We start from the raw sequence: 23,585 nt of genomic DNA, 5'->3' as shown, positions 1-23,585 counted from the left end.
GTCATACCTCTATTTTAGATAATCACGAATAATTTCTTCATATATATCAATAAATGAGTGGTAAATATTCGTATACACAAATTCATCCACTTGATGAGCAGATATATTTCCTGGACCAAAGACTAGAAAGTCCAAATTGGGATTTACTTTCACAAATTGTGAGGCATCTGTTCCACCAGAAACACCAATGAAAGGTAATGATTGCTGCAACACACGCTCACCGATTAATTTAGCAAGTCTATTTAATTTTGATTCTTTTTGAGAGTAAACGGCTTCTAATGAAATGTCAGTTTCTAGTGTCAGTTTTGCATGGCTGTTAGCATTTATATCATCAATAATTCGTGATATTTGGCTAAGAATTTCTTCATGTGTTACTTCGGGAATTGTACGAATGAAAACACTCACTTCAGCACTACCGGGAACTGTATTAGGTTGTTCACCGCCAGATATCTCCGTAACAACTGGTGTAGTAGCACCTAAAATATCATTTTTAATTCTTTCAATTTTTTGAAATACTTGACTTTGTTGATTAATAAAGTTAACTAATGTGTCGATTGCATTTACACCTAATTCAGGCATAGAACTATGAGCTGTGATACCTTGACTTTTGACTTTATAGGTTAAAGCGCCTTTATGTGCAATCGTAAGAAAATGCTGCTCATTGATACTATTCTTTGCTACAACTTCATGAATATTTTCCGATAACATTATTCCTGGAAGAGATGCTTCTTTAGGTAGCTTGGAAACAAATTCGACCGGTACCCCACTGGGTTCACCAACTAATAAAGCATCAATATCATTGGCTAGACCTAATCTAACCATTTGTTCAGCGCCTAATTCACCTAATTCTTCACCAACTGTTGCAAATAATTTAAATGTACCATTTAAGGATGCTTCATGCTGTTTCAATCGTAACATAGCTACAACACCAGCCGCTAACCCTGATTTCATATCTGTGATACCGCGGCCAAAAAATTTGTCATTGATAATGGTTCCAGCTAATGGATCGACTTGCCAGCGAGAAGTGTCACCAAGTGCGACAGTATCTTCATGACCATCAAATGCAATTGTTGGACCATTACCATTTCCAATGGATGCTATTAAACCAGATCGGCCATCGTCGAATTCAACTAGTTGATTCTGAATATTATTTTCATCAAATATTTTCTTTAGATAGGTGGCGACGGCGGATTCGTTTTTTCCAGCAGTATTTATTTGGACTAAATTTCTTAGTAATTCATCTTCACTATTAATAATATTTTCCTCCTGTAAGTGTATTTCATAAGTTATTTTAAGACTAAAAAGATTAATCGACTTTTAAATATGATTTATTAACGATTAATTAAGATCACGGATTGATAAGGCTCTAATGAAATGACGTCTTGAATAATAAAAGCATTATCATAAGAGTTTAGTAGTACTCGCCAATTATCATTTGTAATGACTTTTGGTAATTGATAAGTCAATTTTTCTTCAGAAAAAGAAGCGATAACAAATATTTTGATCCCATCAGTTGATTCCCTAGAAAATGCATAAATATTATTGTCATTTGGATCATACAAATGATATTTACCGTTAATAACAACAGGATATTCGTGACGTAGTGCGATGAGTCGCTGATAATGATAAAAAACAGAATCCGTATCCATTAATGCTTGTGCCACATTGATTGTATCGTAATTCGGATTCATTTTAATCCAAGGCTTGCTTTCACTGAATCCAGCATAAGGTTTTTCATTTTGCCATGGCATTGGTGTTCTGGCGTTATCGCGAGATCGTAAATAAGCAACTCGTTTGATAAATGACTCGTCTAGTCCCTCTTCCTTATACAGATTAATGATGTTTTTGGTTTCGATATCTTGATAATCTGTTAATGAATCAAATTTAGCATTGGTCATCCCTATTTCTTCCCCTTGAAAAATATAGGGCGTTCCTTTTAACATGTGCAAAACAGTCGCTAAACTTTTAGCACTTTCAACACGGTACTTCTCAGAACCAAATCTTGTAACAGCACGAGGTTGATCATGGTTAGACCAATACAATGAATTCCAGCCATGATCACTTAATTTATTTTGCCATTGAGTAAATACACGTTTTAAATCAGTTAATTGGAAACGTGTAACATCAAACTTGCCTCTTTCACTATAATCAATATGCATATGGTCAAAATTAAAAACCATATTTAGTTCATGACGATTACTATCTGTGTACAAAATGGCCTGATCAGCATTCGTATTTGGTGTTTCACCCACAGTCAGTGTGTCGAAATTGCTTAACACTTCACGATTCATTTCTTGTAAGAATTCGTGTACTCGAGGCCCATTTGATGCACCGGCATAGTAGCTCTTGCTGTATGGGAATCTGCCATTGGCATTCGGAAAATCTTGTCGTTTTGATATTAGAGAAATAACATCCATCCGAAATCCATCAACGCCAAAATCCAGCCAATATCGCATCATTTTATAGATGTCTTGTCGTAATGCAGGATTTTCCCAATTCAATTCTGGTTGTTGCGGCGCGAAAGAGTGAAGATAATATTGTTTTCTTTCTGGCACATAGGTCCATGCTGGGCCACCAAATGTGGCTCCCCAATCATTAGGTAAGCTGCCATCATGACTTGGATCTTTCCAAATATAGTAATCTGAGTATTTGTTATCGCGACTTTTTTTTGATGCTTTAAACCACTCATGTTGATCACTGGTATGATTGACTACCAAATCTAAAATTATTTTTAAATTCAAACTGTGCGCCTGCTGTATAAGCTGCTCAAAATCACTCAGCGTACCATAGTCTGGATTAATTTGATAATAGTCTGCAATATCATAACCATTGTCAACTTGAGGACTAACATAAATTGGATTTAACCATATAACATCAATGCCAAGCTTTTTAAGGTAAGGCAATTTTTCAATAATACCATTTAAATCACCTATGCCATCATTATTACTGTCTTTAAAACTTTGGGGATAGACTTGATAAACAACCGCTTTTTGCCACCATAAGCTGTTTTTATCATTCATCATCGTCATCAACCTCCATATCTGCTAATACAGTATTCATATAAATGATTTCATTTTTAGATTCATCTATATAATGCTGAATGGTTTGATCATCTAAATATTGATTCGTAGGTGCGAGCGCTATTGATAAAGCAAGTGGCAAGTTCATCCCTGATAATAAATGAACATGTTGTTGACCAAGATACTTAATAAAGCCTTGATTCACACTACCAGCCTTCAAATCCGTTAGCACAACTATCTCGTCATCATCGTTTTTTTCTTGAAATATTGTTTTTAATGTATCATCCAACGGAATATTATCTAGATAAGCATCGATTGCCATGACGTTTTGTTGCTCGCCAGCAATAAATTCTAATGTATCCTTGATACCAGAAGCCATTTTATGGTGTGATGCAATAATTATTTTTCTCATTTTTAATATTCTCCAGTTAGGGCTTTAAGATGCCAAAATACGATAGTACCAATGAAAAGCCAATTAATATCCAAATTATTTTTGAAATAGATAACTTATTAGTTAATACGATTCGATACACTAAATATGTCAAAATTGCTGGCAATAAGGCGGGCATAATAGCGTCTAGAATGTCTTTTTGAACAGACATTGTCACTTTTCCTGTTGCAAAGGTTGTGGCAAGATTCATTTTGATAACACTAGGAATCAACGCACCTATAACAGTTAGTCCCATAATTGAAGCAGCTTCCGTGAATGCATTCAACTTACTACCTAAGTCTGTTACTAACCTTGTACCTGTTGCATATCCCCATTCAAATATTTTAATTCGAAATAAGAAAACTAGAATATTCGCCAAAAACCAAATAATTGCCCCTGTCGGATTACCTTGCAAACCCATATAAGCCGCAATTGACCCAAATACGGTTGGAATCAAGACCCAAAAGATTGTATCGCCAACGCCTGCAAGCGGACCCATCAATCCCGTTTTTAAACTTTGGACAGCCGGCTGAGATTTCTTGCCCTCGCGATCCTCATTGCCAATGTCGCTCCTAATATCAATGAAGCTGCTGGACCAGTTGTATTAAAGAATTTAAAATGATTGTCTAACGAAGATTTGTAGCCCTCCTCATCATTTTGATATATTTTTCTCAAGGCCTTACTCAATGAGAATACAACACCAGCGGCTTGTTGTGATTCATAGTTATAGGCATTGGATGTCATAAATTGCCAACGCAATGCTGTACGACGAATATCCTTTTTACTCAAATGTGTTTCAGTTTTTACTTCACTCATCAAAATCACCATCCTCAATGTCTGCATCACTTGCAGTATTATTGTTAAGCGCTACATTTTTATCTGAAGCTACTTTTTGTACAAAAAAGTTGTAAGCGGCTGCAGCACCAACTAAAGCAACTCCCATCATTGGCATTTTCAAATATGCAGCAGCAACAAAACCAATGATCAAATACATTAAATGTTTTTTTATCGGCATCATGGAAATTAAAATGCCAATACCCACTACTGGTAAAATACCACCCGCGATTGACAAACCGTTAGTAAACCATTTTGGCAACACTTCTAAAATGAAGGAAACAATTGGTTTTCCAAAAATTACAAAAAGTGCAGTTGGCAGAGCCGTTGTTAATCCAAAAATGACTGGGGCGAATAAAATTGTCTGATTCATTTTTTTATATTGACCATTATGCGCATATTTTTCTGCTTTATGGACAAGTGGATTCGTTAAAATTTTCCCCAACACATCTAGTTGAATTCCCAACATACCAACGGGCACACCGACAGCTAAGGCGGCCGCTTTAGCGTCCACAATGTTACCGGTTGTCCGTATGGCAACGTACACACCCACCAATGCCGCTAAACCATAGTTGGGTACTGACGATCCACCAATGTTAGCAACACCCAAAGCCATTAATTGGAATGTTCCACCAATCACCATGGCTGTTTGTATATCTCCCAATATAAACCCAACAAACATTGCAATTATGACAGGAAACCACGTTGTTATGACTGGCCCTTGTTGATCAATAACCATCCAGAACGCTAATAATATGATTAAAATATCTTGTAAAATTGACATTACTTACTCCTAAAGGATTTCGACCTTTTTCTCATCTTCGTTGGGGACATAGTGAAATGTTACAGGGACATCTAGTGACTGTATTTTTTTGACATCTGCCTGCTCTTGCTCATCCATGGCAACCATCTTAGTAAATTGTTTCTTTCCACTTTGATTAAAAATGATTCCTAAATTAACTTTGGGTATTTTCACGCCATTTTCGATTAGTTTAACTAGCGTTTTTGGTTCTTTGACTAATAGGAACACAGTGTGATTGTCATATTTTCCCATTTTGAAATTATTAATAGCCGTTTCTGTATTAATAATTGACATGCTTGTCCCAGCTGGTTTACTTAGTTTCATACCTGCTTTCATTGTTTCATCTTGGCTAACTTCATCATCTACTACCATTAGGCGCTTAGCTTTTGTATAAGCCGCCCATTGTGTGACGACAATTCCATGAATTAAACGTTGATCTACACGTGCTAAAATTACTGACATTATAACTACCTCTTTTTTTTGATACTTGTATTGTAAGTCGTATGTGTAACCGCTTTCAACAGATTATGCTGATTTCGTGAGTATGTACAAAAAGGGAACGGATTTACTCAAATTGTAAATCCGTTCCTTAAAAAAAATAAGCTAATAAAAATAACTAATAAAGAAAAACTCAAGCAACCACATGTCAGAGAAATAATGAGTGGAAGCAGTTGCGCTTTTAAAAAATACTTTTCCTGAAACTTTATATCCCAATATATTGGTATCTTTGTTAGCAAATGCTACTATCTCATTGTTGGCATAATTAATTTTGCTTGCTGTTTGAACAAAATCCGTTTCGCCATTTTGGCTTGTAATTAAGAAGATAAAAAGTGTATCTTTTCTCTCACTAATAAACTTAGAATCATGTTGACCATTAATTTTTTGCATTAACTTATCAGTATGAAAAAACATTCGAATCAACTCATCGGCTAATATTTCACTATATTGATCATGATAAATAATACAAATACGATTATATTTTGAAATTAATTTATGTGCTATCGAAAAATCAGTCGACATAATATCATTTACAGATTGATTGAAATTTTTAATCAATGTTTGGTAGCTATCATATTGATTACTATTCGGTAAAAAATCCCTTATTTCTAATCCAATAGATGACCGAAATTCTTTGAATCCCTTAAATCCTAATGCTTTTGACAGCCGGAATAAAGTTGTCGTAGAAACATTTAATTTCTGACTAATATTAGATATACTAGTGAAAACTAAGTCAGGAGATTGAATGAAATTTAATAATAACTCTTTGTCATTTATGCTAAGATGATCATTTGTAGATACCATATAATTTGATAACAAGTTCTGAACCAGCTCTTGTTTGTCCTTCGTTTGTTTGGTAATTGAATCGTCGGTTAAATAGAAGTCGATTAATTCAAATAAGCCGTAGAACAGTGAATTTAGTTCGTAAACATTACCATCAATTTTTTGTGTATTGACAAAGACCGTAAAATTGGACCAATTACTGATTGGATTTGATCGTAAACTTGTTACCGTGATGATCCTTGCATTCGTTTGATTGATTGAACGAACAGCATTTAATAAATCATTTGACGTTCCAGTACGAGTCAGCACTATTACTAAATCAGTATTGTGCATATTGTTCTTGATTTCTTCAACTTCAAATAAATCATAAATCTGCACAACAAAATATCCATGCTTTATCAAAATTTTGGATAAAATATTTGCTTGATTTCTTTGCGCTTTACCAGTTGCTATTAAGAAAATTCGTTCACTTTTTTCAACAGAATCAATAATTTTTTTAATTTGCGACGTATCGAAATGATTAATAATATGGTGAATGTTTTGTTCTAATACGCTAGGCTGCACCATTGCCGTGGTAGTAATATCTGCAAATACAGTTTGACGATTCAGGTCTAAAAGAAATTCGTTAGAATCTTTGTAACCCAACTTCTTAGCAATTCTCAGAAAAGATTGACGTGATATGTGCATTGCATCAGTCATTTCAGTCAATGTTTTCCCTTGTAAATTTGCGAGATTGGTCCAGATTTGTTCAAAAATGCTTAATTCTGAATTTGACAATAATATTTTACTTTTTTCAAAACGATTTAAAATACTCACTATAATCAACCTCCTTATTTTGAATAATACCCTATCTTCACGGCAAAATATAGTATTATTCCTAATTTTCGGAATGATACCCATCAATCACAATTAATTTTGATTGATCAAGCGTTTATTGAAGAACAGTAAAACAGAAACAATCACTAAGAGAAATGATGATATGACAAACACAAATCGCACACCAAATTGTTCTGACAAAGCACTAACAAATACGGAAGCCATTGAAAATGTCCCTGTATAAAGAATGGTAAGACTACTAAAAACGTTTGGTAATAACTTGTTATCAGTACGAGATTGGATCAATGAAGTTTGTGGAATATCTTTTAATTCACCAAATATGCCAACAAGTCCAGATAAGCACAATAAAATCCACATATTGGAATTGATAGAAACAATAAAGGTAACTAAAGCAACTATTGTCGTACCAGTAATCATCACAGAAAAAGGATTTTTAGCTATGCGTTGGCTTAACCTATAACATAGAATACCGCCTAAAACGCCACCAAACATATAGGCTGCATTGATATATCCCCACCAATATTGAGAGGCATTTAGCGTTTTTTGAACAAAGACAAGAATAATTGACGAAATCCAGACACTGTTTGCGAAGGTATCAAGAATCGAAATGACAGCAGTCAATTTTAAAAGAGGCACGGTATCAATTGTTCGCCAGCCCCTCAACAAATTATGCCAAATACTATTATTCCCTGAGGCTTGTTGATCAATACTGACTGATTGCAACTGTAAAAGTAAAATAACAGATAGACTGGCAAGTGCCAAGCTGAGAACAAGGATGCTAGGAACAGAAAGCCAAGCTAACAAAATACTGCCACCTGCCCAGCCACCAATACCAAGTATTTGAAATGAAGTATTTAATATGCTATTAGATTTGACTAAATCATTATCCGCTGCGTAATGTGGCAATATTGATTGACTGATAGGTTGTGCAAATCCATCTGAAAAAGCAATAATACTAATAATGACGAACAGACCAAAGATATTTTGTTTAACAAAACCGTTTTTGATATAAAATAATAAACCCACTAAAAAAAATGCCTTGATAAGCTGGGTACTGACTAAAATATGATTTAGTTTTAACTTATTGGTAAAAAGTGGCGCCATGAAACTTGCAATTACCATAGCACAGGTGATAACAGTCGGTACTAATGATGAAGCAATTACCGAATGAGTTAAGTTATAAATGGCACTGATGACGGAAATAATGTATAACGTATCACCAATATTTGCTGCTGATTGACCGAACAATAAGAATAAAAAGTTTTTATTTTTGAGCATGAACATATACCTTTTAAATTAATATGAATTATTAAGTTGTAATAGATATATGATGACTACACGCCAGTGGTCTCCTTTATTTTTATTGTTAACAATATCCATGCTCAAAAATACTTTTTTTAATCTATCACATTAATGATTGAAATGCAATTACCCTCCATAGCGTCTTTTATGCATACAAGTCGTTTCACTTTTACACCGCACGCTCCAAGCAGACTAAACGATTTAATCACAAATCGTATTGATAAAGGAGAATAGTTCAAAATAGTAAATTATGATTAGCTTCATTTTCTTAATTAAATATAAAAAACAATAGGTCTCAAAGCAGAATAACCATCTGTTTTGAGACCTATTGGATTAATTGACGACGCTGTGTTTTTCTTACTATTCCTTTGCAACCGTCAAAACTTTTAATGCATAAACGACACAAGTATGCCAGCTATAACCAGAACTAGCGCACCACCAATACGGTTTCCCATTTGAGCAAAAGCAATCAAATTCAACCTATCAGAAGCAGCCAAAACAGCCACATTTCCAGTACCGCCCATACTATTATTAGCTAAACCAGCAGTAATGACTGACTCGACTGGATATAAGCCAAACAATTTACCGAGGAAATAACTTGCCAATGAAATCACAATAATACTCGTTAAGCAAAGTACCACAAACTGCCATGATAATGCACTCAATAGAAGTTTGATATTAACTAACGACATTCCCACTCCTGCCAACAAGGCATGTGTCATGTTCTTAGTAATCACTTGTCCGGACATAATCACAGACTGTTCATAATACTCAGGCAACAAGCCCAAAGCTTTTGTTAATACAATTGACAAAATGATGAAAGCGTATGCATTGATTGATGGAAATAGTGCACTTAAGAGTGTGCCAAATACAAAGAAAGAAACGGATATGATCAAGCCAACACCTATTTGAGTGTAGTCTGGTTTGGGATCTGCTACGACTTGCGCATCAGCATTTTCAGTCTTCAATAACACGCCGTGCCCATTTGACTTGCTGTGTAAGAACAGTTTAGAAACAAGGCCGGCACTAATAATAGCCAGTAAATTACCTAAAATAACTGCGGGGAATAATTTTGATAAAATAACTGCGGCAGAACTACCAAAGGCGTGCGCATAAATACCTGAAAGTGGTACAATACCAGCGCCAACTCCGCCGGCCATAATAGGCAAACTAGTATACAATACTGCGTGACTAAACCCAACACCAATCAACATACCAACTAAGCCCACTCCGAAGAAAGTAACTGACATTGACAAAAATGCCACTGGTAAAAATCGTACCGCTGCACTGAGTAGCATTTTACGATTCATTTTAAAAATTGATGATCCTATAAGGGAAACAATGTACAGGCCAAGAAAATCCATGCCGTTGATAAATCCTGATGCTGTTTTGACAGTGTCACTAGGAACTATATTGAGATAAACCAACACAGCCATCACTAATATTGTAAAGACTGAACCACCACCCAAATAAGATCTAAAAATTGGTAAATGAGCCCCAATATAATAGAATACATGTCCCATAATAACCAAAGCTAGGATGGCCCCAATCATTGTATTGGGTAACTTATGCGTACTAATGGCTACAATCAAAAGAATAGCCATTACAATATAAGCAACCAATCCAATCCCACTAATTTTAATTTTGTCCACAGCACCTAAAGCACTTTTGAGCTTTGACTTATTGCCGTTTGTTTCTTTTTTGTTTATCATGATTAACTTCTTTCGTTTGTTATTTTATTCACATAGAATGTTAAAAATTTTCAAAAAAATAGACACCATACTTTTAATCATTTAAGTATTTTTAAGAAAAAAATTTATTTCACTGTTAAAGCGCTCTGCGTCTTCAATTTGCGGAAAGTGCCCTGTATTTTTAATTAAAGTTTTAAAAATATTGATATTGTTCTTTTTTTCACAATAATTACTATAATCACCTGCCCATAATGGCGATTTGTCACCGACAACAAATAATTGAGGAACTGTTATGTTAATAACGGTTGTCCGCCAATCCTGTTTCATATGATCTAATAGTAGTCCGTATCCCAAATCAGCATCAAACGGATGATCTGTTTTAAGTCTATTACGAATATTTTTTAATGTTGCTGGCATCTGCTGTTCAGTCAATGGTTGCTGCAAAATTAACGGTGCCAATTCAATAAAATTATCCCAATTAAGATTTTTTATGCCTGCTTGCCAACCGACATCATTAATTAGTTTTGGTGATTCGTCGACTGTGATTATTTTGCTAACATTCGTTTGTCCAAATATTGTCACATACGCCCAAATCACACTAGCACCCATTGAATGACCAATCAAAATGACATTTTCTAACTTTAAGGTTGTAATCAGTTCGTGCAAATCGCCAGCTAAACGCATGATTTTCATATTTTTGGCTGTATGCGATGAACACCCATGGCTTCTCCAGTCCAAACAAATAATACGATACCCATTTTCGGAAAAGTATTTGGATTGAAAATACCACGTTTCTTTGATATCAGAGTAGCCCGGTAAAAATATCATGGTTGGACCATCTCCAACATCACTGTAAGAGAGTCTGACGTGATCGTTTGTCACAATGTAGCTCATAAAGATCCCACCAATCTTGCCAAGAATATGGTTAAAATTAAGTTATCTGCCGCGCCGCCCATACTAAGGTTTCGTTTAATAAACATTTGATCTAAATCATTGAGAAACTTTAGCCCCTCTGGTGTGTAACTACCACCAATTTGGAAAAACGTCATTGACCAGTGCTGCATGTCTTTTGAAATCGTAGCATTACCAGCTCTTTTGATTAGATTAGTATCATCAATATTGCCCGCAATCTTCATCAACGTGTTTAATAGCCGTTGATTTAAGTTACCCTGTTGCTCACAGAGAAATGGCAACGCAAGATTCATCACAATTGGAAATCCTTTTTCAGCCTCACCACGAACACCCGGAATTTTATATTTAATGAATTGACGTTCTCCTGCTGTTTGTTGATTTTGGCTATTGCGTAAGTTGTTTTTACCTAAATCGTTTTTTACGAGATCTTGAGTCATGTCGCTAATTACTTTTTGAATCGTCAGTAAGTTAGTAATACCTTTCTGTGTCGCATACGCAACCGCCGTTACCATAATTCCTAACGAGAATACAGCACCTTTATGGGTATTGACACCATTCGTCGCTGCAAACATATCCTTTTCAGCCCTTATGCCAGCATTCCTTAATAATGAAAACATCCTAGGTAAATCTGTCCCTTTAAATTGATTACCAATACGATATGCTTCATTTAAATAAGGTTGTAATGACAATGAGCTATCTATGAATGTAAAAACCGTCATATCTTTGTGCGCGCCATTACTGATTGGATCTACAAGGCCCGGTTTTGGTCCTAACGATACTTCATAAAGCATGCCAGTAAGTGCTGCATCAACAACTTGACTTTGAGTCATTTGTGGCACAATCATTTTTGATTTTTCAAAATTATGAAGCATCTTATTAATCTGACTGTATCCCTCTGCAAGGGAATGATTACCTTCTTTTATGCAAGTTTTGGCATCTTTTCCACACAACAAACACTTTCTTGGGGCAAATCCCAGTTCTTCGCGAGATAATTGCTTATCAGCGTTTTGACACATGACATCTAAATCCAGCAAACGTCCCAGTAGGTGGCTTTCCTCAAAAGTAATCATAATTTGCTTTACTAGTTTCAAACAACCGCTCGTGACAAAAAATATTTCAGGACCAGTGATTTGATCTACAAATGATGCTTCTTTAATAATTTGAAGATCTTTGAAAACTGGGTTCAAGTCATTAATTATGTTTTGGAATACTGACTGTAATTTTGGTGACGTTTTGATAGGTCCCGGCAAGTTAAGCTTGACACTAGTGATGACAGCTGTTGGGAAACTTGCCATTAACTGTTTTTGGTATTTCTCGCGCCATTCTCTATTATCAAGAACTTGCATTAAGTTAAGGCGCTCTCCACCTTCAAAATAGTCCATTCGTTTTTCCTTCTGCTTTTATTTGCTATGTACGCGAATCAAATATGATTCGCTTTTCGCCAATAAAATATTCGATCACTTAATCTGCGACTTCTTTAATAACATCAATGACTGAACCATCACGATATTCTGCCACAGCTACTACACGATCTGTAAATTTGAGGGGTGCTGGTTTGCCAACAATTTTTTCAGCCTTTTGTTGCAACTCTTCAATACTGTAAATTGGCAATCCTGGCACTTGCTTTAGCTGTTCTACCAAATCCGTTCTTTTAGGATTAATCGCAATACCAACCTCTGTGACCACAACATCAATTGAATCTCCGGGGGTGATAACAGTATTAACTTTAGGAACAATCGTCGCAATTCTGCCTCGAACTAAGGGTGCAGAAATAATAGTCAATTTGGCAGTTGCAGCGTCTTGATGTCCACCAATTGCACCTCGGATAACGCCGTCAGAACCTGACATGACATTGACATTAAAGTTAGTATCAACTTCTAAGGCCGACAAAATAGCAACATCTAATTTATCAACCATTGCGCCTTTGTTAGCAGGATCGGCATACCAAGAAGCATCAATTTCTTGCTGATTAGGACTTAGCTTCATAGAGCTTGCGGCACCTTTATCAAAGTCTTGTACGTCCATTACACGATTAACTAGGCCTTCATTTAAAAGATCAACAGTAGGTTTAGTGATACCACCCAATGCAAATGAAGCCTTGATGTTTTGGGCCACCATTGCCTCTCTCAAGAATCTAGTTACAGCAAGTGCAGCACCACCTGATCCTGTTTGAAATGAGAAATCATTCTTGAAATACTTAGAATTAACAATAACGTCATTAACCGTTTTTGCTATCTTTATTTCCTTTGGATCTTTTGTAAATCTTGTCGCACCTGATCCAATTTTGTCGGGATCACCTACTTTATCTACCTTAACGACATAGTCAACTTGAGTCTGCTTAATTGAAGCAGGTGTGTTGGGGTAAGGCATAATCGTATCTGTAATCAAAACTAGTTTATCCGCATACTGTGCATCAATCAGTGCATATCCTAGTGACCCAAAAGCAGCGTCACCATTCATACCGTTAGCATTACCCATTTCGTCTGAATTAGGTACACCTAGAAATGCAACATCAATTTTGATTTCACCTGATTCAATTGCACGTGCACGTGCGCCGTGAGAACGGAAGATAACTGGATTTTTGAGAATACCATGTGATACCGCATCACCAAGTGTGCCACGCATACCAGAAGAAGTGATATTATTGACAACACCCTTTTTAATTGCTTCAATCACAATATCATTCATAACATTTGTTAAAGAAGAAGGCGCTAACGTAAGATTTTGATAGCCCATGTCAATAATTTTTCTCATGACTTTGTTAAAGACAAAGTCACCTTCTCGAAAGTGATGATGAAATGAAATTGTCATGCCATCTTTTAAAGTATTTGACAAGACATCATCAATTGAACTTTGAACTTTACTTTCTCCAGTAGTTGCTCGCACCTTAGGACCAACTCTTTGAATCTCAGGATTGCCATAATTTGTGCTTTCAAACACACTATCATCTAATTGTTCCAAAATAGCATCAGGAACGTCGATATTTACTTTATTTTTCAATGTAATTTCCCTCCGAATCTACTAAGTGATTGGCGTTAGCTAGTTTCATCACACGTTGTGCACGCAAGACAACTGGTCTATCAACCATCTGCCCGTTCATTGATATAACACCAGAACCCTTTTGTTTGGCTTCTTCAATAGCAGCAATAACATTTTGCGCGTTGTTAATTTCTTTTTCTGTTGGCGCATAAACTTTATTGACCATCTCAATTTGGCGGGGGTTAATCAATGATTTACCGTCAAATCCCAATTGATGAATTAACTGAGTTTCTCGATAAAATCCTTCTTCATCATTCAAATTGGTAAACACAGTGTCAAATGCTGCGATACCGGCGGCACGTGCGGCATGTAAGATAACATTACGTGCATACAAGAGTTCTTGGCCATCAGGATAACGATGTGTTTTCATATCAGTTGTATAGTCTTCGGCAGATAAAGCGATACCAATCATACGGTCAGAAGCATTAGCAATTTCAACCGCATTAACGACACCAAGCGCCGATTCAATGGCTGCCATCATATGTGTTGTGCCAACTGGACGACCAAACTCTTTTTCCGCTTCGGCAATTAGACTTTCTAATTCATGCATCATTGCTGCCGTTTCAACTTTAGGCAATCTAATAACGTCAATACCAGCTTTCACCATTGCTTTAATATCATTTTTATAAAACGGTGTATCTAGTCCATTGATACGCACGACTAGTTCTGAAGAACCATAGTCTACTGTTTGAAGCGCTTCATAAACCAGATAACGTGCTGAATCTTTCTCAGCCAAAGAAACTGCATCTTCCAAATCAAACATGATAGAGTCAGCTCCAAAAATTCCTGCATCCTTAACCATAGCTGGGTTATTACCAGGAACAAACATCATTGTGCGACGTAATCGTTCGTTATTCATTACAAAACCTCCCAATTTGGTTGATCAACAGAATCTAAAGCTCTTTGAATCGCCGTAAGGGTGCGTGCCTTGATAACCATGTCTAATGCCCCTTTATCAACAACTTTCACCACAGCATTTTCTATGCCATACAATCCCAATGTTTCTTTAATTGTTGATTTAATATCATCGGCAAATTGTTTTGCCACATCAGAAACCAAATCAAATTCCACTCCAACTGTCCCTTTGCTCAACATGATTTGAACATCGGAAGATTCTAATGTTCCCGCAATGGCTGTTTTTTTAATTTCCATTAATCTTTTGTCCCTTTCTAATACGTTGTTGCAATTCTAGTAAGTTATTTGAAATAAAATGCTGTGTCGTTTCAGGCACCATTTTTTGCCATACTGCTTCATCTCCTTTATCAATTGCTTCACGGACGGTGCGTGCCGATATAACACCCAGATCACCCGTCGCTAGTTTTCTCTGAATAACATGAACTTCAATTTGCGGATTTAATTCAGAAATTAACTTTTGATTGTACAAGTTAGTGGTGTGTGATAACGGTTCACTGCCAACATATCGACTAGTTATGCCTAAAACTGAAGCAATTTTGTATTTAAACAATCTGACATCTATTGTTGTTTGATAATCAATGGCAGAATCGTTATGTTTTAGAAAATACGCAGGAAAAGTCAGATAACTAATGATATAAGCACCACCATTAACCACAATGACATTGGATAAGTCTTGAACACCTGCCTTGACGAGCGCAATACGCTCATCGGTATGAAATAACGAAGCTTCTTGATTTAATACAAACACATAGACCAGTTCATTATTTCGGGATGCCTCTTCAATTAGGAAACGATGACCGTTTGTAAATGGATTAGCATTTATAACAACACTGGCTACCTTATCAATAGGTGTTTTGGGACGGGGAATTGTTGACAAGTATTCCTTAATATCTGGTAATCCTTTTTCCAGCAAAATTCCTTGTTCACATTCAGCCAACGTTTTGAAGCCAATGTACTCAAAACTTTTTTGGTAAATTGGTTTGGTGAAAACAAATTGATGAAAACGTCCCTCAACGGCCATAAAGTTTTCTAGTTTTGTCATGAGTTGATTGAAGAGTGTACTGTGACCCGATATTGTTGTTTCTTGCACTGCAACGTACTTAATCACATCCCCAGCAATCGAACCAGTACCAACAATTTCCTCGTTTTCATACACCGCGATTGTGATATCTAAAGGATTTAACTCACTATCATCAAAATTTTTGATGCCACGAGCCATTAAAAAATTTTGCCAATCACGTCGTACGGACTTATCCTTTAAATCTATTGTTTTAATTCCATTTGACATCATATCGTTTTAAGCGTGCTGCTTAGCATAATCAACTACTGCTGTTTCTACCGCGTTGACAACGTTATTATCAAAGACAGCTGGTACAATATGGGTGGCATCTGGCTCACTAATCATATTTGCCAAAGCATGTGCAACATTAAGTTGAAGTGCCATGTCAACGTGTTTAATGCCACTTTCTAGCAAACCTTTAAACAAACCAGGAAATACAAGTACATTGTTGACTTGATTTGGCCATTGTGACGAACCAGTAGCAATAACTGCTGCACCAGCTTTTTTAGCATCATCAGGTGAAATTTCTGGTACAGGATTTGCTAATGCAAAAATGATAGGATTCTCGTTCATTCGAGCTACTTGCTTTCCGTTCAAAACATTGGCATCTGACAAACCAATAAATACATCTTGATTTGCAATAACATCGTCTAATGTTTTGCCATCTACTTGAGTAACCTCGCGTACAAGCTCTTGCTGGTAACTGTTTGAATTTGCGTCGCCCAAATTAATAACGCCGTTAATGTCTACCAATGTAATATTAGAGATACCAGCCGCAATCAAAATTTTTGTCGTGGCTACACCTGCAGCACCAATACCGTTAACAACAATTTTCAAATCATGAACATTTTTACCAACAACTTTTGCTGCATTAATAATACCCGCTAATACAACAATTGCAGTTCCTGTCTGATCATCGTGATAAACCGGTATGTCAAGTTCATTGCTTAAGCGTCGTTCAATTTCGAACACCTTAGGTGCCGAAATGTCTTCCAAATGAATACCAGCAAAAGATGGTGCAATAGCTTTAACTGTATCAACGAATTGATCAACACTCACTTGATTCAACGCCATGGGCAGAGCATCAACATTTGCAAAATTTTTGTAGATTAATGCTTTACCTTCCACAATTGGCAAACCAGCAGCTGGTCCAATATTGCCTAAACCAAGAACAGCAGATCCATCTGTAATAACCGGAATTAGTTTTCCACTCATTGTGTAATCACGTTTTTTTGACGTATCTTTAGCAATGAGTTTCGCTAGTCCAGCAACTCCTGGTGTGTATGCTTCACTTAAATCAGTTGGTGTAGTGATATCAAAACAAGATTCAATATCGAGTACACCCGTATGTGCTTGATGAACTGAAAGCACTTCATCCATATTTACCATAAATTACTCCTTTTTCTTTTTCAGTTATTACAAAACGCATAACTGATAACAAACTCATTCTATGGTTGTCATTCTAAAAAGTCAACTGTTTTTTAAAATATTTGAAATAAATTTTGTTTATATTTTTTATTTTTTAAATATTTAAAATAGTTTTAGTTTTTTTAAATTAATATTTTTAAAATCATTTATTTTTTTTGAAATAATTTGATATTTTTATAAATTATTTGTACAATTTGTAAAGATAACAAATGGAGGCATTCGTCATGCTCGAAAGAACAATACTTTCCCAAATTGCTGAGGATTATTATTTAAACAAATTGCCGTTCGGTGATATTTCAAAAAAATACAATATTAGTCGTTATTTAGTTAATAAATACCTCAATGAAGCGGTTAAAGTTGGAATTGTTAAGATCGAAATCACTGAAAATTCTAATCGTAATCCGCAGATTGAGCATATTTTGCGCGACAAGTTCAAAGACATCAATTTTTATGTGGTTCAAGATGACATTAACAATATAACAACATCAGAGCACCTTGCTAATTTTGCCGCTACCTACGTTGATGAGGTTCTACAAGATAATAATAAAATTGTTGGTTTAACATGGGGCGAAACCATCTACACCATGATTGATAGTTTAAAAAACAGACCGCTTGAGCGTGTTAAATTCACACAATTCTTGGGAGAAAACATGAAGTATAATTCAACCGCCGGCTCAATGAGAATGGTTGAAAGAGCCGCAAAAAAGGTTTCTGGTGAATTTTTAACCTTACCAGCACCGTTGTACATTTTAAACGACAGTGTTCGAAATGGTTTGTACTCAGAGCCTTCTTTACAAAATACCATTGCGGTTGCCGATAATATGGATGCGTTGATTACCGGTGTTGGCACAATATTATCGCTTGATTCTATTCCAATTTGGAAGCAAAATTTGAATGCAATTTTTTCTACTGTTAATACTCAAGAAATTGCTGGCTTGATTTATGGTCGCCCTTACGATATTAATGGTCGTTTTTTAAATCTTGAAGCCGATAAAGTGTTGGGTCTTAGCATTGACCAAATATTGAAGGTCCCAAAAAGAATTTGCTTGGTGAGAGGAAAATCAAAATATAAGCCAGTTATTGGTGCAATCAAAGGCAAATTAATTACCGACGTCATCATGACAGAAGGTATGGCGTATAAAATTTTGAATGAAACATCCTAAATACAAGTTGCAAACTCAATTGCTACGATTCATGATTAAAACTTCGCGCCGGTATTATATTTCGATGGCAATGCGCTTAGTTGTTATAGCTAAGTAGGCTGAACAATGTCTTGGATTAACGGTTGCTTTTTTGTGGTATAGTTGACAACTGTCATTTCTACATTCTCATGAAAGTCCTTTAATTGGCATCAAAAAAGCAATCTTCAATGTTTAAGAAACAAAGAAGATTGCTTTTCATGTGCTATCCGCTAATTACAAATCGTCACTAAATTACTAACAAATTGTACATAAAAAAAGAAGTTAAATTGCTTAAAAAAGTAATTCTTGGAAGAATCAGCTGCTACTTAATGTTAGTTCATAGCGTCATTTTTAAGGGCCCAAATCCACAACTGATTACATCCTTAAATCAATTGCAACAATTTGTATTTGAGTTCTTAAAATCAGATTAGAATGTTGCCACCAATAGAAAGCAAAAAAATCGTAGTAAAAACTACGATTTTTTCAATTATATAACACAACTAATCTAATGTTTGCAAGTTGTACCGCTTAACTAAGTTAATCAATGTACTAGCGTAAGTTGGGGCAGTTGCATATCCTGCTGCTTGTAACCCATTTGCCATCGCCACATAATTTTTGGCATTAATCACCCCATTGGCTGCATAGCGACTATTCGACAATAAGAACGTCGTGTGGTCCTGAAATGAAGCCATCTGTGAATTATAAGATCTGAATGGCGCCAAAACCGTCACCCACTTGCCGTTCACATATTCAGACGTTTTCATATTAACAATGGTCCCTTGCCAACCAGTACCCCGCTTAATACCAAATAAGTTATGATATGGTGCTGAAGCTAATGCTGATTGTCCCCAACCACTCTCAAGAATTGCTTGCGCCACGGTAATGGATGCTAAAACACCTGTTCCAGCCGTTGCAGCTTTTGCATCAGTCACAGCCGTATTTAACCAGGCAGCTTGCGTAGCACTCAAACCAGTGGTCGAGATAGTTCCTCCTGTTGTCGTTGATACTTCAGTGGTAACAGCAGCTGATGTTGTTGAAGTTTTTAACACCTGACCAACATAGATCGTACTTGACAACTTCAAACCGTTTAGGGACAACAACGTATTAATATTCATCTTTAGTTTCGCAGCAATGGCATACAGTGTATCACCAGAATTAACCTTATAACTACCATTTGCTGTCGTTGTTGTACTCGTATTAGTCGTTGTCTTAGAGGTAGTAGATGCCGATTGATTAGTAGTAGCAGTTGTTGTTTTAGAAACTTTTAAAACTTGCCCAACACGAATGGCATTGACATTAGTGATTGCATTTAAAGCAGCAATTTGTGCAAGACTCATGTTATGGTTTGCAGCTATTTTGGACAGCGTGTCGCCTGACTTAACTGTATATGATGATGTATTAGTATTGGTGTTAGTCTTAGACGTTGTCGTCGTATTAGAAGCCGTCGGTTGTGTTGAGCTGGTTGTTTTTGTCACCTTTAACACTTGACCAACATGAATCATATTCACATTTGTTATTTTATTTAACGAAGCCAACTGCGCAATTGTCATTTTGTTTGAACTGGCAATTTTTGACAACGTATCACCAGATTTCACTGTGTAGGTCACTGTGCTAGTTGACACCTTACTGGTAGTAATTTTCGCATTACTTGCCTTAGCATTGTTTTGATCTGTAGTAGCATTTGCCCCAGCTATTTTTAGCACTTGTCCAATACGTAGCAAATTGGCATTGCTGATTTGATTTAAAGTAACAATTTGAGAAAGACTCATATGATGATTCGCAGCAATTTTTGATAATGTATCACCAGATTTAACGGTATAGGTATTATTAGATTTCGTCGTAATTTTTGTTGATGAGGCCTTACCAGATGCTTCTGATTTTGCTAACACAAGTTTTTGACCAGAGTAAATCGTGTTCGAATTCAAGTGGTTTGTTGATTTAATCTCACTAACGGTTAAATTATTTTTTAATGCAATGGCATATAATGTGTCACCAGTCTTGACATTATATGTTGTACTCGCAGAAACTTCAATTACTTGGCCACCTACAACTGATGCTGCAACCGCACTAGCTATCAAACTTTTTTTCATACATTCTCTCTCACTTTCAAAATCAATAGATAGTTAAATTATAACATATTTATTAAGTTTGTTAAGAAATACTTAAGAAAATAGAAAGTGAAATTATCTCTGACAGCATTTGATTGACGTAACAAAAAAAGCGAACCAGAATTAACTGATTCGCTTAATCTCTCACTCATGATGAAGTCGCACTTTGTCTTACTTAAGTGCTGACCACTTCCAGTCAGTGAATTCTTCGATATCACGTCCTTCGTTACGAGTGACTTCGAAATGCTTTGCCAATGTTTCATCCATCTTAGCGATAAATGTATCAGCAGCTGCTTGATCAATCTTACCATTTGCTGACAAGATTTCTGCTGCTTCCTTAGCTTGGTGGAAACGATCCAAGTGTGAGTAAACACGCATGTCATATGTCGTTGTGATGTCACCATCTTCACGATAACCATGAACGTATACATCACCTTCAAACTTACGCTCGAAGAAGAATGATTCAATCAAATCTTCATACGCGTGGAAGCCAAAGATAACTGGTGTTTCAGGTTGGAAGAACTTGTTAAATTCTTCGTCTGACAACTCACGTTCGTCGTTCATGTTAGGTTCTGACTTCTTCTGCAAACGTAGCAATTCAACAACGTTAACATAGCGGAACTTAACTTCTGGGAACGCTTGGTTAATCAACCACAAAGCTGCCAAAGTTTCGACTGTTGGTTCTGTTCCAGCAGATGCAAATGTAATATCAACATCGCCAGAAGGTGCAGTAGAAGCCCAATCAATAATCTTCAGACCTTCGTTAGCCAATACATCGGCTTCGTCAGTAGTAAACCACTGTTGACGTGGTTGTTTTGAAGCAATCAACAAGTTAACCTTCTGACGTTCTGAAAATGCGCGTGCTTGAACGGCCAACAATGTGTTGCCATCGGCTGGCAAGTATTCACGGATGAAGTTTGACTTCTTTTCAGCCAAATGAGTCAATAGACCTGGATCTTGGTGAGTGTAACCATTGTGATCTTGTTGGAACGCCGTTGACGTTGCGATTAGGTTCAATGATGGGTAATCATTACGCCATGTTTGTTCTGCAGCCTGACGTAACCACTTGAAGTGTTGTGTAATCATTGTGTCGACAACACGTAGGAATGATTCGTATGAAGCAAAGATACCGACACGACCTGTCAATGTGTAACCTTCCAACCAACCTTCTGCTTGGTGTTCTGACAATTGCGAGTCAATAATACGACCTGCAGGGCTTAGTAGTTCATCTTGCGGCTCTTTGATCTTTTTCATCCATTGACGTGGTGTTTCCTCGAACAATCCCCACAAACGATTTGACATCGTTTCATCGGGACCAAAGAATCGGAAGCGAGTTGGATTCAATTTTGAAACAGCACCAAGATAGTTTGACAGCGTCGACATATCCATGTTCCGCTTACTGTCACTAAATTCTTTACCACGTGTTTGATCGTTGATATCATTAGCAAAATCGCGCCAATTAGGTAACTTCAAATTCGAACGATCAGCGCCGCCATTTGTAATTGTGTTAGCTGACATGCGCTTGTCACCCTTAGGTGCAATAGCTTTAATTTCGTCTTTCAGTGAACCATCAGTATTGAATAGTTCTTCTGGCTTGTAAGAGGTCATCCACGATTCAAATTCTGGTAATGTTTTCAAGTCGTTTTGTGCCAAAGGCAATGGCACTTGGTGAGCTCGGAATGAGTTTTCGATTGGATCACCGTTCTCATCATGTGTTGGACCACCCCAACCTTTTGGCAAACGAGCAATGATAACTGGCCATGCAGGAATTGTACCGTCTTGGTACTTACCATTTTCACGCGCATCCTTTTGGATAGCTTGGATATCTTCAATTGCTTGATCCAAGACCTTAGCTGCTAATTCGTGATAAGCAGTGTAGTCATGAATATCATCGTTTTCGATGAAGCGTGGTGAATAACCCAAACCTTCAAAGAACTTTGTGATTTCTTCATCAGACATGCGTGAGAAGATTGTTGGGTTAGAAATCTTAAAGCCGTTCAAATCCAAAATTGGCAATACGGCACCATCATTCTTGGCGTTCAAGAACTTTGTTGAGTGCCATGATGTCATTGATGGACCAGTTTCGGCTTCACCATCACCAACAACTGCAAAAGCAATTTGGTCTGGGTTGTCCAAAACGGCACCAAAGGCGTGTGATAATGAATAACCTAATTCACCACCTTCATGCAATGAACCTGGTGTTTGAGCTGTCATGTGCGATCCGATTCCACCTGGGAATGAGAAGCGCTTGAACAAACGGCTCATACCTGCCAAATCTTGTGTGATTTCTGGGTAATCTTTTGTATATTCGCCATCCAAATAAGCGTTCGTGACCATAACTTGACCACCGTGACCTGGGCCACCAACATAGAACATGTTCAAATCATACTTGTTAATCAAGCGGTTTGCATGTGCATACAAGAATGTTTGACCTGAAATAGTTCCCCAGTGACCGATTGGCTTTACTTTAACGTCTTCGGCTTGGATTGGTGTGTTTGTTACTGAGAACAATGGGTTACTCTTCAAGAAGATCATCCCAGCTGACAAGTAGTTGGTTGCACGCCACCACTTATCAACGAGTTCTAAGTACTCTTTTGAATCGAAATCTGCCATGAGATTAAGTACTCCTTCAATAAGTTATATTATAAATAGCGAATCCTACTCCGTTGTTTACACATATTATTATAAACGCGATAATAAAATTAATCAATCCCAATTTATTTATTGGGACGTTTATTATACATA

Annotated in this window: 18 protein-coding genes and 1 pseudogene; 1 reads left to right on the top strand and 18 read right to left on the bottom strand. The window is 36.6% G+C overall.

Features of this window, described 5'->3' with window-relative positions; all coding sequences use genetic code 11:
* Positions 1–9: 9 nt before the first annotated feature.
* From ACI3ES_RS04995 to ACI3ES_RS04920, 16 genes and pseudogenes are all read right to left on the bottom strand, one after another.
* The gene (locus ACI3ES_RS04995) at positions 10–1,254 is read right to left on the bottom strand and encodes a M20/M25/M40 family metallo-hydrolase (protein WP_114667612.1); all 1,245 of its coding nucleotides are present in this window, start codon (positions 1,252–1,254) and stop codon (positions 10–12) included.
* 77 nt (positions 1,255–1,331) lie between these two features.
* Entirely contained in the window at positions 1,332–3,029 is a 1,698-nt protein-coding gene (locus ACI3ES_RS04990) for an alpha-glucosidase (protein ID WP_375792899.1), read from the bottom strand.
* On the bottom strand, positions 3,013–3,432 hold the full coding sequence (locus tag ACI3ES_RS04985) for a PTS sugar transporter subunit IIA (protein WP_114667613.1): 420 nt from the start codon (positions 3,430–3,432) through the stop codon (positions 3,013–3,015). Before ACI3ES_RS04985 ends, ACI3ES_RS04990 begins: the two co-directional genes overlap by 17 nt.
* Positions 3,433–3,448: 16 nt before the next feature.
* A pseudogene (locus ACI3ES_RS04980) lies at positions 3,449–4,269 on the bottom strand (PTS system mannose/fructose/sorbose family transporter subunit IID).
* Positions 4,259–5,068, bottom strand: coding sequence for a PTS sugar transporter subunit IIC (locus ACI3ES_RS04975; RefSeq protein ID WP_114667614.1), 810 nt, complete (start codon positions 5,066–5,068; stop codon positions 4,259–4,261). Before ACI3ES_RS04975 ends, ACI3ES_RS04980 begins: the two are co-directional and overlap by 11 nt.
* Before the next feature lie 9 nt (positions 5,069–5,077).
* A complete protein-coding gene (locus tag ACI3ES_RS04970; protein ID WP_114667615.1) occupies positions 5,078–5,548 on the bottom strand; it encodes a PTS sugar transporter subunit IIB in 471 nt (156 codons plus the stop codon).
* 141 nt (positions 5,549–5,689) lie between these two features.
* The gene (locus tag ACI3ES_RS04965; RefSeq protein ID WP_114667616.1) at positions 5,690–7,183 is read right to left on the bottom strand and encodes an SIS domain-containing protein; all 1,494 of its coding nucleotides are present in this window, start codon (positions 7,181–7,183) and stop codon (positions 5,690–5,692) included.
* A gap of 93 nt (positions 7,184–7,276) precedes the next feature.
* On the bottom strand, positions 7,277–8,482 hold the full coding sequence (locus ACI3ES_RS04960; protein ID WP_142511836.1) for an MFS transporter: 1,206 nt from the start codon (positions 8,480–8,482) through the stop codon (positions 7,277–7,279).
* Positions 8,483–8,892: 410 nt separating this feature from the next.
* Positions 8,893–10,218 (bottom strand): 2-hydroxycarboxylate transporter family protein, encoded by a 1,326-nt coding sequence (locus ACI3ES_RS04955; RefSeq protein WP_317211426.1) that lies wholly within the window; start codon positions 10,216–10,218, stop codon positions 8,893–8,895.
* A gap of 81 nt (positions 10,219–10,299) precedes the next feature.
* Entirely contained in the window at positions 10,300–11,091 is a 792-nt protein-coding gene (locus ACI3ES_RS04950) for an alpha/beta fold hydrolase (protein ID WP_242029765.1), read from the bottom strand.
* Positions 11,088–12,491 (bottom strand): triphosphoribosyl-dephospho-CoA synthase CitG, encoded by a 1,404-nt coding sequence (citG, locus tag ACI3ES_RS04945; RefSeq protein WP_114667619.1) that lies wholly within the window; start codon positions 12,489–12,491, stop codon positions 11,088–11,090. Before citG ends, ACI3ES_RS04950 begins: the two co-directional genes overlap by 4 nt.
* A 79-nt stretch (positions 12,492–12,570) precedes the next feature.
* Entirely contained in the window at positions 12,571–14,109 is a 1,539-nt protein-coding gene (citF, locus tag ACI3ES_RS04940) for a citrate lyase subunit alpha (RefSeq protein WP_407632035.1), read from the bottom strand.
* Positions 14,099–15,007 carry a citrate (pro-3S)-lyase subunit beta gene (gene citE, locus ACI3ES_RS04935; protein WP_142511835.1) on the bottom strand — a complete coding sequence of 303 codons (909 nt, stop codon included), beginning with the start codon at positions 15,005–15,007 and terminating at the stop codon, positions 14,099–14,101. The genes citF and citE overlap by 11 nt, the downstream gene beginning before the upstream one ends.
* Complete coding sequence (gene citD, locus ACI3ES_RS04930) at positions 15,007–15,300, bottom strand: citrate lyase acyl carrier protein (protein ID WP_114667622.1); 294 nt, start codon at positions 15,298–15,300, stop codon at positions 15,007–15,009. The genes citE and citD overlap by 1 nt, the downstream gene beginning before the upstream one ends.
* A complete protein-coding gene (citC, locus tag ACI3ES_RS04925; protein ID WP_114667626.1) occupies positions 15,290–16,351 on the bottom strand; it encodes a [citrate (pro-3S)-lyase] ligase in 1,062 nt (353 codons plus the stop codon). Before citC ends, citD begins: the two co-directional genes overlap by 11 nt.
* Positions 16,352–16,360: 9 nt before the next feature.
* Positions 16,361–17,512: an NADP-dependent malic enzyme gene (locus ACI3ES_RS04920; RefSeq protein ID WP_114667623.1), complete on the bottom strand. Its 1,152-nt coding sequence runs from the start codon at positions 17,510–17,512 to the stop codon at positions 16,361–16,363.
* Positions 17,513–17,775: 263 nt separating this feature from the next.
* Between ACI3ES_RS04920 and ACI3ES_RS04915 the strand changes: the two genes are divergently transcribed.
* The gene (locus ACI3ES_RS04915) at positions 17,776–18,714 is read left to right on the top strand and encodes a sugar-binding transcriptional regulator (protein WP_114667624.1); all 939 of its coding nucleotides are present in this window, start codon (positions 17,776–17,778) and stop codon (positions 18,712–18,714) included.
* 518 nt (positions 18,715–19,232) lie between these two features.
* On the opposite strand, the gene ACI3ES_RS04910 is transcribed toward ACI3ES_RS04915, so the two are convergent.
* Both ACI3ES_RS04910 and ACI3ES_RS04905 read right to left on the bottom strand, forming a co-directional pair.
* A complete protein-coding gene (locus tag ACI3ES_RS04910; protein WP_114667625.1) occupies positions 19,233–20,822 on the bottom strand; it encodes a LysM peptidoglycan-binding domain-containing protein in 1,590 nt (529 codons plus the stop codon).
* Between the two features lie 189 nt (positions 20,823–21,011).
* Positions 21,012–23,453, bottom strand: a complete 2,442-nt coding sequence (locus ACI3ES_RS04905) for a phosphoketolase family protein (RefSeq protein ID WP_407632034.1) — start codon at positions 23,451–23,453, stop codon at positions 21,012–21,014.
* Positions 23,454–23,585 lie beyond the last annotated feature (132 nt).

The sequence above is a fragment of the Leuconostoc falkenbergense genome (assembly GCF_045801155.1).
GTDB classification, from domain to species: domain Bacteria; phylum Bacillota; class Bacilli; order Lactobacillales; family Lactobacillaceae; genus Leuconostoc; species Leuconostoc falkenbergense.
The sequence above is the reverse complement of the archived record's forward strand: the minus strand, read 5'-3'. Positions and strand labels throughout refer to the sequence as shown.

Bases quoted from the DNA above. Each gene is read 5' to 3' on its own strand.
- citE (WP_142511835.1), bottom strand. From the start codon at position 15,007: ATGAATAACGAACGATTACGTCGCACAATGATGTTTGTTCCTGGTAAT.
- citC (WP_114667626.1), bottom strand. From the start codon at position 16,351: ATGTCAAATGGAATTAAAACAATAGATTTAAAGGATAAGTCCGTACGA.
- ACI3ES_RS04970 (WP_114667615.1), bottom strand. From the start codon at position 5,548: ATGTCAGTAATTTTAGCACGTGTAGATCAACGTTTAATTCATGGAATT.
- citD (WP_114667622.1), bottom strand. From the start codon at position 15,300: ATGGAAATTAAAAAAACAGCCATTGCGGGAACATTAGAATCTTCCGAT.
- citG (WP_114667619.1), bottom strand. From the start codon at position 12,491: ATGGACTATTTTGAAGGTGGAGAGCGCCTTAACTTAATGCAAGTTCTT.
- ACI3ES_RS04915 (WP_114667624.1), top strand. From the start codon at position 17,776: ATGCTCGAAAGAACAATACTTTCCCAAATTGCTGAGGATTATTATTTA.
- ACI3ES_RS04975 (WP_114667614.1), bottom strand. From the start codon at position 5,068: ATGTCAATTTTACAAGATATTTTAATCATATTATTAGCGTTCTGGATG.
- ACI3ES_RS04910 (WP_114667625.1), bottom strand. From the start codon at position 20,822: ATGAAAAAAAGTTTGATAGCTAGTGCGGTTGCAGCATCAGTTGTAGGT.
- ACI3ES_RS04960 (WP_142511836.1), bottom strand. From the start codon at position 8,482: ATGCTCAAAAATAAAAACTTTTTATTCTTATTGTTCGGTCAATCAGCA.
- ACI3ES_RS04955 (WP_317211426.1), bottom strand. From the start codon at position 10,218: ATGATAAACAAAAAAGAAACAAACGGCAATAAGTCAAAGCTCAAAAGT.
- ACI3ES_RS04905 (WP_407632034.1), bottom strand. From the start codon at position 23,453: ATGGCAGATTTCGATTCAAAAGAGTACTTAGAACTCGTTGATAAGTGG.
- ACI3ES_RS04920 (WP_114667623.1), bottom strand. From the start codon at position 17,512: ATGGTAAATATGGATGAAGTGCTTTCAGTTCATCAAGCACATACGGGT.
- ACI3ES_RS04985 (WP_114667613.1), bottom strand. From the start codon at position 3,432: ATGAGAAAAATAATTATTGCATCACACCATAAAATGGCTTCTGGTATC.
- ACI3ES_RS04950 (WP_242029765.1), bottom strand. From the start codon at position 11,091: ATGAGCTACATTGTGACAAACGATCACGTCAGACTCTCTTACAGTGAT.
- ACI3ES_RS04990 (WP_375792899.1), bottom strand. From the start codon at position 3,029: ATGACGATGATGAATGATAAAAACAGCTTATGGTGGCAAAAAGCGGTT.